At 62.5% G+C, this 9,442-nt stretch carries 9 protein-coding genes; 4 read left to right on the top strand and 5 right to left on the bottom strand.

The genetic code is table 11. From position 1 onward, the window contains the following. Positions 1 to 29: 29 nt before the first annotated feature. From AC6I97_RS09640 to AC6I97_RS09625, 4 genes are all read left to right on the top strand, one after another. Positions 30 to 740, top strand: coding sequence for a 3'-5' exonuclease (locus AC6I97_RS09640; RefSeq protein WP_224164819.1), 711 nt, complete (start codon positions 30 to 32; stop codon positions 738 to 740). Between the two features lie 323 nt (positions 741 to 1,063). Further along, positions 1,064 to 2,014, top strand: a complete 951-nt coding sequence (locus AC6I97_RS09635) for an ABC transporter substrate-binding protein (RefSeq protein ID WP_224088146.1) — start codon at positions 1,064 to 1,066, stop codon at positions 2,012 to 2,014. A 12-nt stretch (positions 2,015 to 2,026) separates the two neighbouring features. Then, a complete protein-coding gene (locus tag AC6I97_RS09630; RefSeq protein WP_224164821.1) occupies positions 2,027 to 2,791 on the top strand; it encodes an amino acid ABC transporter permease in 765 nt (254 codons plus the stop codon). Beyond that, positions 2,788 to 3,525 (top strand): amino acid ABC transporter ATP-binding protein, encoded by a 738-nt coding sequence (locus tag AC6I97_RS09625; RefSeq protein ID WP_224088148.1) that lies wholly within the window; start codon positions 2,788 to 2,790, stop codon positions 3,523 to 3,525. The genes AC6I97_RS09630 and AC6I97_RS09625 overlap by 4 nt, the downstream gene beginning before the upstream one ends. A gap of 134 nt (positions 3,526 to 3,659) precedes the next feature. Here the strand turns inward: AC6I97_RS09625 and AC6I97_RS09620 are convergent, their stop codons facing one another. The 5 genes from AC6I97_RS09620 to AC6I97_RS09600 form a co-directional block, all read right to left on the bottom strand. After that, positions 3,660 to 4,940, bottom strand: coding sequence for a glycoside hydrolase family 3 N-terminal domain-containing protein (locus AC6I97_RS09620; protein ID WP_497944767.1), 1,281 nt, complete (start codon positions 4,938 to 4,940; stop codon positions 3,660 to 3,662). Between the two features lie 126 nt (positions 4,941 to 5,066). After that, on the bottom strand, positions 5,067 to 6,386 hold the full coding sequence (gene hemL, locus AC6I97_RS09615) for a glutamate-1-semialdehyde 2,1-aminomutase (protein WP_497944766.1): 1,320 nt from the start codon (positions 6,384 to 6,386) through the stop codon (positions 5,067 to 5,069). Between the two features lie 54 nt (positions 6,387 to 6,440). Continuing rightward, positions 6,441 to 7,556 carry an LLM class flavin-dependent oxidoreductase gene (locus tag AC6I97_RS09610; protein ID WP_497944765.1) on the bottom strand — a complete coding sequence of 372 codons (1,116 nt, stop codon included), beginning with the start codon at positions 7,554 to 7,556 and terminating at the stop codon, positions 6,441 to 6,443. Continuing rightward, positions 7,556 to 8,536 carry a porphobilinogen synthase gene (gene hemB / locus AC6I97_RS09605; protein ID WP_224088163.1) on the bottom strand — a complete coding sequence of 327 codons (981 nt, stop codon included), beginning with the start codon at positions 8,534 to 8,536 and terminating at the stop codon, positions 7,556 to 7,558. Before hemB ends, AC6I97_RS09610 begins: the two co-directional genes overlap by 1 nt. Beyond that, entirely contained in the window at positions 8,533 to 9,441 is a 909-nt protein-coding gene (locus AC6I97_RS09600; protein WP_497944764.1) for a uroporphyrinogen-III synthase, read from the bottom strand. Before AC6I97_RS09600 ends, hemB begins: the two co-directional genes overlap by 4 nt. Between the last annotated feature and the right edge of the window lies 1 nt (position 9,442).

Below are 9,442 nucleotides of genomic sequence, written 5' to 3'. Positions count from 1 at the left end.
CTGTCAGTGCCAGCCGGTAGCGTGAAAACATGAGCTCCTGGAACACCCTCCCCCGCGCTGCCTTCGACCTCGAAACTACTGGGAAGAATTCCCGTTCCGCCCGCATCGTCACGGCTTCAATCACTGTGGTGGATGCGCACGGACAACTCATCAAAGAGCATGAATGGCTGGCGGACCCCGGGGTGGAAATTCCCCTGGAGGCCAGCGAGGTCCACGGAGTGACTACGGAGAAAGCCCGCGCGGAGGGCCGCCCGGCGGCCGAGGTCACGCGCGAGGTGGCAGCGGTTCTTCAGGAATTGTTCGACGACGACACCCCGGTCATTGCATTCAACGCCAGCTACGACTTCACGGTGCTCGCTGCAGAGTCGGCACGGCATGGTGTCCCGCAACTGACCCGTTTCCCAGTATTGGACCCCTACGTGATGAACAAGCAGGTGGACCGGTACCGCAAGGGCAAGCGGACCCTGACCGCTTTATGCGAGGAATATGGCGTGATCCTGGACAACGCCCACACCTCCGCTGCGGACGCCTTGGCCACCCTGCGCGTTTTGGATGCCATGGCTGGCAAATTCCCCAAGTTGCAAATGCCTGCCTCCAAGCTGCACCATTTGCAGGTGGACTGGGCCGCTTCCCAAGCGGCTGACTTCCAGCAGTATCTGCGACGAAGCAAGCCCACCGCTGTCATCGAAGGCGAGTGGCCCGTACTGCCACCCGAGGATGCCAGCCGAGGCGGCTTCTGAGGCAGGTTTCGGCCCGGACGGCCCGCAGTTGGGACGCAAGTCACAAGAATTTCGAAGGTCCTCCCGCACTAGCGTGGTGCGCAGGGATTTCATCACTCACGCCATCACCGGAACACTTCCGGGAAGACAGGGCTCAGGATAGGAACTTTCTTCGGAAAAAACGAGCCACGGCAATCACTTGTTCGATTCACCAGCCGTTCGGGGGCTGGTGACATAATTAAGTTTGGCGGGTTGAAGTCTGCTAGGGCAGCCATCCCCATACTTGCTGCCACGTTCCCCGCCCACCGCGAACGTCTCTGTGACCCGACGAAAGTGATTTCTTCATGAAATTCAAAGCCCTCAAGTGGCTGTCTGCTGCTCCCGTAGCAGCGGCCCTGGTGATCTCCTTGGCAGCATGCGGCGGAGGAACCTCCCAGCCCAGCGGCTCGCCCACCGATGCCCTCGCCGGCAGTGACCAGCAGACCCTGGACAAGTACACCACCGCGGACGTCACGGCGCTGGACAAAATCGACAAGTCGAAGCTCGGACTCATCACGGACGGCACCCTGCGCGTTGGAACCCTGTCCGATGCACCGCCGAACATCTTCATCGACCCTTCGGGCAAGTTCACGGGTTATGACAACGAACTCCTTCGCGCCATCGGCGACAAGCTTGGCCTGAAGGTGGAGTTTGCATCGACTGACTTCTCCGCCCTGCTGTCGCAGGTAGCAAACAAGCAGTTCGACGTCGGATCCTCCTCGATCTCCACCACGGATGCCCGTCGAAAGACCGTCGGCTTCACCAACGGCTACGACTTTGGCTACATGGCCGTTGTGACCAAGAACGACGCCAAGGTCACCGGCTTCGCCGACCTCAAGGAAGGCGTCCGGATCGGCGTCGTTCAGGGCACCGTTCAGGATGACTACGTCACGAACACCCTCAAGCTGGAGCCCGTTCGCTTCCCTGACTACAACACTGTTTATGGCAACGTGAAGAACGGTCAGATCGACGCTTGGGTTGCTCCGTCCCAGCAGGCTTCGGGCCAGGTCAAGGACGGCGACGGTACCAAGATCGCCGAAAAGGTTGTCAACACTCAGAACTTCACGGCCTACGCCGTGAACAAGGACAACCAGCCCCTCCTCGATGCACTGAACGCCGGCCTGGATGCCGTTATCGCTGACGGTACGTGGACCAAGCTCACCTCCCAGTGGTACACCGACCGCCCCACCGCGGCCGAGCAGACTCCCCAGGGCTGGAAGCCGGGCAGCAAGGCCGTCCAGATCCCGGCCAAGTAACCCGGGCGTTCCATGGATATCCTCAAGCAACTGGCTGACACCTTCCTTGACTGGGAGGCGATGGGCGAAGTCATTCCCAAGATGTTCGCCGTCGGCCTGCCGAACACACTGGTGCTCGCTGTCATTTCGGGCATTATCGGGACCCTGCTGGGCATGGCCCTGGCCCTGATGGGGATTTCCCGGAACGCCGCGGCCCGGTGGATTGCACGCATCTACACGGACGTCCTGCGCGGACTTCCGCCCGTGCTGACCATTCTGGTCATCGGATTCGGCTTTGGCCCCATCATCCGTGAACTGACCGGTTCCACGAGCCCCTACCCAATGGCCATCGCAGCACTGTCTTTGATGTCGGGCGCATACATCGGCGAGATCTTCCGCTCCGGCATCCAGAGCGTGGACAAGGGACAGCTCGAAGCGTCCCGCGCTTTGGGATTCGGCTACGGCGCTTCCATGCGCCTGGTGGTGGTTCCCCAAGGCATCCGCCGGGTGCTTCCTGCGTTGGTCAACCAGTTCATCGCCCTGATCAAGGAATCCTCCCTCGTCTTCCTCCTGGGCCTGCTGGCCACGGAACGCGAGATCTTCCAGATCGGCAAGGACGCGGCTGCGACCAGCGGCAACCTCTCGCCCTATGTAGCTGCGGCCGTCTTCTACCTGGTCCTCACGATTCCGCTCACGCACTTCGTGAACTGGATTGATGCCCGCTTCCGTTCAGGCAGGCCTGAAAAGAAAGAACCGGACGATGCTGCGGCGGTCGTCGGGAAGGGAGCCCACGCATGAGCGAATTCACATCCGGCACGTTGACGGCAAAGAACATCCATTTGTCGTTCGGCACCAACCACGTCCTGCGGGGAATTGACCTGCACGTTGAGAAGGGCACCACGGCTTCGGTCATCGGACCCTCGGGTTCAGGCAAGTCAACGCTGCTCCGCGTGATGAACCGGCTCATCGAACCGGACCAGGGCGACATCCTGTTGGATGGCCGTTCCGTCCTCAAGGACAACCCCGACGAGCTCCGGCGCCGGATCGGAATGGTGTTCCAGCAGTTCAATCTCTTCCCCCACAAGACGGTGGCCGAGAACATCTCCCTGGCGCTGCGTAAGATTCGCGGAATGTCCAAGGAACAGGCGCGTGAGGAGGCCTTGGCCCAACTGGACCTGGTTGGCCTCAAGCACAGGGCCGATGCCCGCCCTGCCAACCTTTCAGGTGGCCAGCAACAGCGCGTAGCCATTGCCCGTGCGCTGGCCATGAAGCCCGAGGTCATGTTCTTCGATGAGGCCACCTCCGCGCTGGACCCGGAACTCGTCAAGGGCGTCCTTGCCCTGATGACGGATCTCGCGCAGGGAGGCATGACCATGGTGGTGGTTACCCATGAGATGGGCTTCTCGCGCAACGTCTCAGACGTCGTGACGTTCATGGACGCTGGCGTGGTTGTGGAATCCGGTCCACCGGAGCAGCTTTTCAACAGCCCCCGGACAGAGCGGCTCCAGGGTTTCCTCTCGGACGTCCTCTAGTCCGCGTAGGGCAGCCAAACAGCAGACCCCGCCTCCGGACGATCGCCCTAGTGGTGAAAGTCAGGAAGCGGGGTTTCCTGCATTAAGCGCAACTGCGGTTGGGCACCAGCCAGTCCCTTGTCTTGTTTCCAGCATTACTTCCCGAGTTTCACAGACAACACTGTCAACGCCGCTGCGTCCACCTTGTTGCGGAAATCCGGCTCGGATTGCGCCTTCTGGAGTACGGCGTCATACATGGCGGGGATGCTTCCCGGGTCCGCGCAAACCAGCATCGTGCCGCCCGCTGCGAAGAAGTTGGTGGCGCGGTCCGCAGGGGTCCACGGCTTCAGCTGTGCTGCACTACAGACGTCATCCGAGAGGATAATGCCTTTGAAGCCAGCGTCCCCGCGAAGCATCTGCCCCATCACCACGGGCGAGAACGGCGCGATGTTGGCGGGGTCGATTTGGTCGTAGTAGGCATTGGACACCATGACCCATTGCACGCCGTTCGCAATGGCTGTGCGGAACGGTTCCAAGGCAGGATCATTCCGCGTGGTTTCAGTGTCCCTGACGTTCTGGCTGACATCGGTGTTGGGAACTACCCTGCCGAGGCCTGGGAAGTGCTTGACGACGGGTGCAACGCCCGCCTCCTTCATGCCTTGGGCAAAAGCGTTTCCGAGGTTGGACACCTGCCCTGGTACGTATCCGTACTCGCGTTGGAATTGTCCGATGGGTGCATTGGACGGCGCGAACCCAGGGCTCGTCACAGTATCCAGGACCGGAGCCAGATTGACGTTGACGCCGGCGCTGCGGAGTTCCTTCCCCCAAACTGTGGCGTCTGCCTTAAGCTTCGCGGGACCAGCTCCGGCTTGCACCAATGCGGCAGGGATGGTGGAGAAACCCGGACCGGCCAGGACCTGGACGTATCCACCTTCCTGGTCCGTGGCCACGAAGAGAGGGAGCCCACCGGTAGTTTCGGCGGAAACTGTCCCGGTGAGGGAGGCCACGACGGCAGCTGTGGCAGCAGTCCCGGCCTTGCTGCGACCACTCAAGTAGACGTTGCCAGCGTGGTATTTGGTGAGTGCTTCCATGGTGCCCGGCTCCGCACCCGTCGCCTTCGCGGCAATCATGAAGAGTTGCCCGACACGTTGCTCCAGGCTTAGCCCGGCAAGCTGTTGTTGCGCCGCGGACAGTGCTTCAGGGGTAGGTGGTGCGGAAGGTGGCTGGGAGACCTTGGGATCGGTTGAAGCCCCTGAAGTGGACTTGCCCGGAACAGGGGTGGTCGTCGGCGAAGGGGTAGTTACAGGCGGCGGAACCGGTGCAGTTGTTGGGCCAGCGGTTTCATTTCCACTTGAGCAACCAGGCACCATTGTGATCAGGATTCCGGCCGCCGCGGCCCTCACGCCAAGGGATGCAATTGACTGGATCTTGCGCATGGTAAACCGTGAATTCGTTGGGGTTGGGTTTCCCTTATGAGCCTACCCCGGGAAGTCGCAGTGCCCCAGACTGCTTCGACCAGCCGGCTGGGGCACTGCGTTGTCCTTGACCTCGGGATCGCAGACCTAGGCGATCGCGGCGGCCGCAGCCTTCGCAGCAGCCGGGAGTGCGTCAACGATCCTGTTCATGGCAGCGTCGTCATGCGCCGCGGACAGGAACCAGGCCTCGAAGACCGACGGCGGCAAGTAGACGCCGGAATCCAGCATCGAGTGGAAGAACGGTGCGTAGCGGTAAGCTTGCTGGCCCTGGGCGTCGTCGTAGTTGTGCACGCCGTGGGTGGAAGTACCGAACGCAACCGAGAACAGGTTGCCTGCACGCTGGATGGAGTGGTCCACGCCTTCGGCATCAAGCGCGGAGGAAAGAGCTGCGGACAGCTCCAGCGAACGGGCGTCCACATAGGCGTAAACGTCAGGCGTCGCATGGGTAAGCGTTGCGACGCCGGCAGCCATGGCCACAGGGTTTCCTGACAGCGTGCCTGCCTGGTACACCGGGCCAACGGGTGCGAGGTAATCCATGACGTCGGCGCGTCCGCCGAGGGCCGCCGTCGGCATTCCGCCGCCTATGACCTTGCCGAAGGTGAGCAGGTCCGGGGCCCATCCTTCCTGACGGCCTGTGAGCCCCCAGTAGCCGGCGTAACCGGTCCTGAAACCGGTGAGGACTTCGTCGAGGATGAGGAGCGCACCGTGGTCCTTGGTGATGCGGGACAGCCCGGCGTTAAAGCCCTCGCCCGGGGTGACGACACCCATGTTTGCGGGGGCAGCTTCGGTAATCACGGCCGCGATGTTGTTGCCGTGCTTGGCGAAGGCAGCTTCGACAGCTGCGAGGTCGTTGTAAGGCAAAACAAGTGTCTCAGCGGCGGTGGCAGCCGTGACGCCGGCCGAACCGGGGAGGGCCAACGTCGCGAGGCCGGAACCTGCGGCTGCCAGCAGGCCGTCCAGGTGACCGTGGTAGCAGCCGGCAAACTTGATGATCAGGTTGCGGCCGGTAAAGCCGCGGGCGAGGCGAACCGCCGTCATCGTGGCCTCGGTGCCCGTGGACACCATGCGCAGGCGTTCGACGGCGGACACGCGCTCCTTCACGATCTGGGCCAGGTTGGCCTCATCCGGGGTGGATGCTCCGAAGGACAGACCGCGGTCCACGGCAGCGTGCACGGCATCGAGCACGGCGGGGTGGGCATGGCCGAGCAGGGCCGGGCCCCACGAGCAGACAAGATCTACGTATTCCTTGCCATCAGCGTCAGTGAGGTAGGCGCCCTTGGCCGAAACCATGAATTTCGGTGTGCCGCCAACGGACCCGAACGCACGCACGGGCGAGTTCACTCCGCCGGGCATGAGGGACCGGGCTCGATCGAAAAGCTGGTCGGACACAGGGGTGTTTGAAGTCATGGTTCCTATTCTTTCAGTCATTCAGAAGCGTCTTTCGGTGATTCAGCATCGCAGCTATGAGGCGTCCGCCAGCAGCTCCGCGACCCGTGGGGCCACTTCAGTGCCGTACAACTCGATGCAACGCATCATGGATCCGTGCGGGAGGGTGCCGTTGCTGTATTTGAGGTCGAAGCGGTCCACGCCGAGGTTGCGCTTGAGCAGGACGATTTTGCGGGCCACCGTCTCGGGAGAACCCACATAGAGAGCGCCCTCCGGGCCGCACATTGCGTCGAATTCCCCGCGGTTTCCCGGACCCCAGCCGCGCTCTGCCCCGATTCTGTTGCGCTGCTCCAGCCAATGCGGAAACAGTTCTTCCCGGGCATGCTGGTCAGTGTCTGCAATGAAGCCGGGCGAGTGCGTTGCGATCTGTCGCATGGAGTGACCGTATTTGGCCATTGCGTCGCGATAAAGATTTACCAACGGAGCGAAACGGCGGGGCTCTCCCCCGATGATCGCGAAGATAATCGGATAGCCATATTCCGCGCACCGCAACACGGATTCAGGTGTACCGCCCACGCCTATCCATGCCGGCAGCAAATGGTGCTGCAAACGCGGGTAGACCTGGAGTCCGTTCACGTTGGGGCGGGTGCGCCCTTCCCAATGAACCGGCTTTTGGGCCCGCACTTTGTCAAACAGCTCAAGCTTTTCTTCGAACAGGACGTCGTAGTCCGCCAGGTCCAGTCCGAACAACGGGAAGGACTCAATGAATGAGCCCCTGCCCAACATGACCTCCGCCCGGCCATTGGAGATTGCGTCAACAGTGGCGAAACGTTGGAAGACCCGGATCGGATCATCCGAACTAAGTACCGTCACGGCCGATCCAAGCCGGATCCGGGATGTCACTGCGGCAGCTGCCGCGAGGAAGACCTCGGGAGCAGATACAGCAAAATCGCGGCGGTGATGCTCTCCCACGCCAAAAGCATGGATGCCCAGGGCGTCAGCCAGCTTTGCTTCCTCAAGCAACTCCCGCAGGACCTGGGCGTGCTCCTTGGGATTGCCGTCAGCGTCGAGGCCCGCGTCCCCGAACGTGTTCAGGCCCAGCAGGATTTCGGCGGCGCCCACCGGTGCGGTGGGGTCGGATTCAGCCCTGGATGCAGACGCAAATCCCGGTTCGGAAGGCACTGCGGTCATCAGGACTCCTTCAGCCAGCCTGCCAGTTCGGAGGCCCAGTAGGTCAGGACGGTATCGGCTCCGGCCCTTTTGATGCCCAGCACCGACTCGGTGATGGCGCCCCGCCGATCGATCCAGCCGTTGGCAGCGGCGGCTTCGATCATGGCGTACTCCCCGGAGATTTGGTAGGCCGAGACGGGTACGGGGCTCATGGCCGCAATATCCGCGAGGATGTCGAGGTAACTCATGGCCGGCTTGACCATGACCATGTCGGCGCCTTCTTCAAGGTCCAATTCAACTTCGAGAATGGCTTCGCGACGGTTGGCTGCATCCATTTGGTAGGTCCGCCGATCACCCTTCAGCTGGGAGTCCACGGCTTCACGGAACGGACCGTAGAAAGCTGAGGCGTACTTGGCGGCATAGGCCAGGACAACGGTGTTCTTGTGGCCCGAATCCTCCAACGCCTGGCGGATGACGGCGATTTGTCCGTCCATCATGCCCGAAGGTCCCAACACATGGGCGCCCGCCTCGGCCTGGGCAACCGCCATCTGGCCGTAGATCTCCAAAGTGGCATCGTTGTCCACGTATCCTTCGGCATCCAGAACGCCGCAGTGTCCGTGGTCAGTGAATTCGTCCAGGCATACATCGCCCATGATCACGAGGTCATCGCCCACCTCGGCCTTGACGTCCCGGATGGCCTTGTTCAGGACACCTTCCGGGTCCAAGGATGCGGTGCCCCGTGCGTCCCGGACCTCTGGTACGCCGAACAGCATCATGCCGCCCACGCCAAGTTCCACGGCTTCCGCAGCCGCGCGCTTGAGTGTGTCGGTGGTGTGCTGGACTACGCCGGGCATTGAACTGATCGGGCTGGGCTCGCTGAGGCCTTCACGGATGAAGGCCGGAAGAATGAGGTCTGCGGGGGCCAGACGTGTTTCTGCCGTGAGCCTGCGCATCGCCGGGGTGGTGCGCAAGCGGCGGGGACGGTGGTTCGGAAAGCTCATCTGGGGTTCCCTTCGTTGACGAATACTGTTTCCAAGGCGGCCGCGATGCCGTCCGGGGTAGGTTCTTTGGCGGTGGCCGCAACGGTGAGTCCGAGGTGGGTGGCCTCTTCCGCCGTCGGACGCCCAATGGCTATGAAGCGGCACCCGCCCAAGGGCAGAAGGGTCTCCGCAATACGTCGCGCGGCGCTCGGGGAAGCGGCCACAACGGCGTCGAGCATCCCGGAGTCAATGGCCGCGCGAGCTTCCGAGGGAGTCATTTCCTGCGGCTGTCCGGTACGGGAACCGGCAGTGCCGGAGGCAGCACTGCCGAACGCAGAACTGCCGGAACCCACGACGACGGCGGGTAGTTCCGCTTCCAGGCGCAGTCCCGTCCGGGCCGGGTAGTCCACCGTGTGATAGGCGGTCACCGATGTTACCTCTGCGCCCTTGGAGGCCAATCCGTCCCGCAGGCCGGGGCCCGCGATATCGGCTTGCGGGAGGAGAACCCGTGCAGGTTCCGGTTCCCATAGGGTGACGAGGCCTTCGGCAGATTGAAGGTCCGTGGGTGCCAGTGAGACGGTCAGGCCGATAGCTTCCAGGATCCGCTGTGACGATGGACCGATCGTTGCCACCCGCGTCCGTGATGGCACGAGGTTTGCCGGAAACGTGCCACGCTCGGCAGCCTTTTCGAGCAGGACGCGCACGGTGGTGATGCTGCTGACCACCATCCAGTCAAAATATCCAGCGGCGAGCTGATCCAGGGCGGCGTTGAGGGAAGCCTGGTCCTCCGCCCGTTCGAAATCGATGAGGGGAAGCACCAAGGGCTCCGCTCCGAGCGTGAGCAGGAGCGAAGCAAGTGGCCGGGCACGGTCGGCGCTCCTGGTAATCAGGACCCGCCGACCGGCCAAAGCCGATGTTTGAGTCACA

The organism is Arthrobacter sp. TmtSoilC48 (assembly GCF_059739425.1).
Note: the sequence above shows the minus strand (reverse complement) of the source record. Positions and strands in the feature narration are given on the sequence as shown.

Excerpts from the sequence above, each read along its gene's own strand:
- AC6I97_RS09630 (WP_224164821.1), top strand. The coding sequence starts at position 2,027 with ATGGATATCCTCAAGCAACTGGCTGACACCTTCCTTGACTGGGAGGCG.
- AC6I97_RS09635 (WP_224088146.1), top strand. The coding sequence starts at position 1,064 with ATGAAATTCAAAGCCCTCAAGTGGCTGTCTGCTGCTCCCGTAGCAGCG.
- AC6I97_RS09620 (WP_497944767.1), bottom strand. The coding sequence starts at position 4,940 with ATGCGCAAGATCCAGTCAATTGCATCCCTTGGCGTGAGGGCCGCGGCG.
- AC6I97_RS09610 (WP_497944765.1), bottom strand. The coding sequence starts at position 7,556 with ATGACCGCAGTGCCTTCCGAACCGGGATTTGCGTCTGCATCCAGGGCT.
- hemB (WP_224088163.1), bottom strand. The coding sequence starts at position 8,536 with ATGAGCTTTCCGAACCACCGTCCCCGCCGCTTGCGCACCACCCCGGCG.
- hemL (WP_497944766.1), bottom strand. The coding sequence starts at position 6,386 with ATGACTTCAAACACCCCTGTGTCCGACCAGCTTTTCGATCGAGCCCGG.
- AC6I97_RS09640 (WP_224164819.1), top strand. The coding sequence starts at position 30 with ATGAGCTCCTGGAACACCCTCCCCCGCGCTGCCTTCGACCTCGAAACT.
- AC6I97_RS09625 (WP_224088148.1), top strand. The coding sequence starts at position 2,788 with ATGAGCGAATTCACATCCGGCACGTTGACGGCAAAGAACATCCATTTG.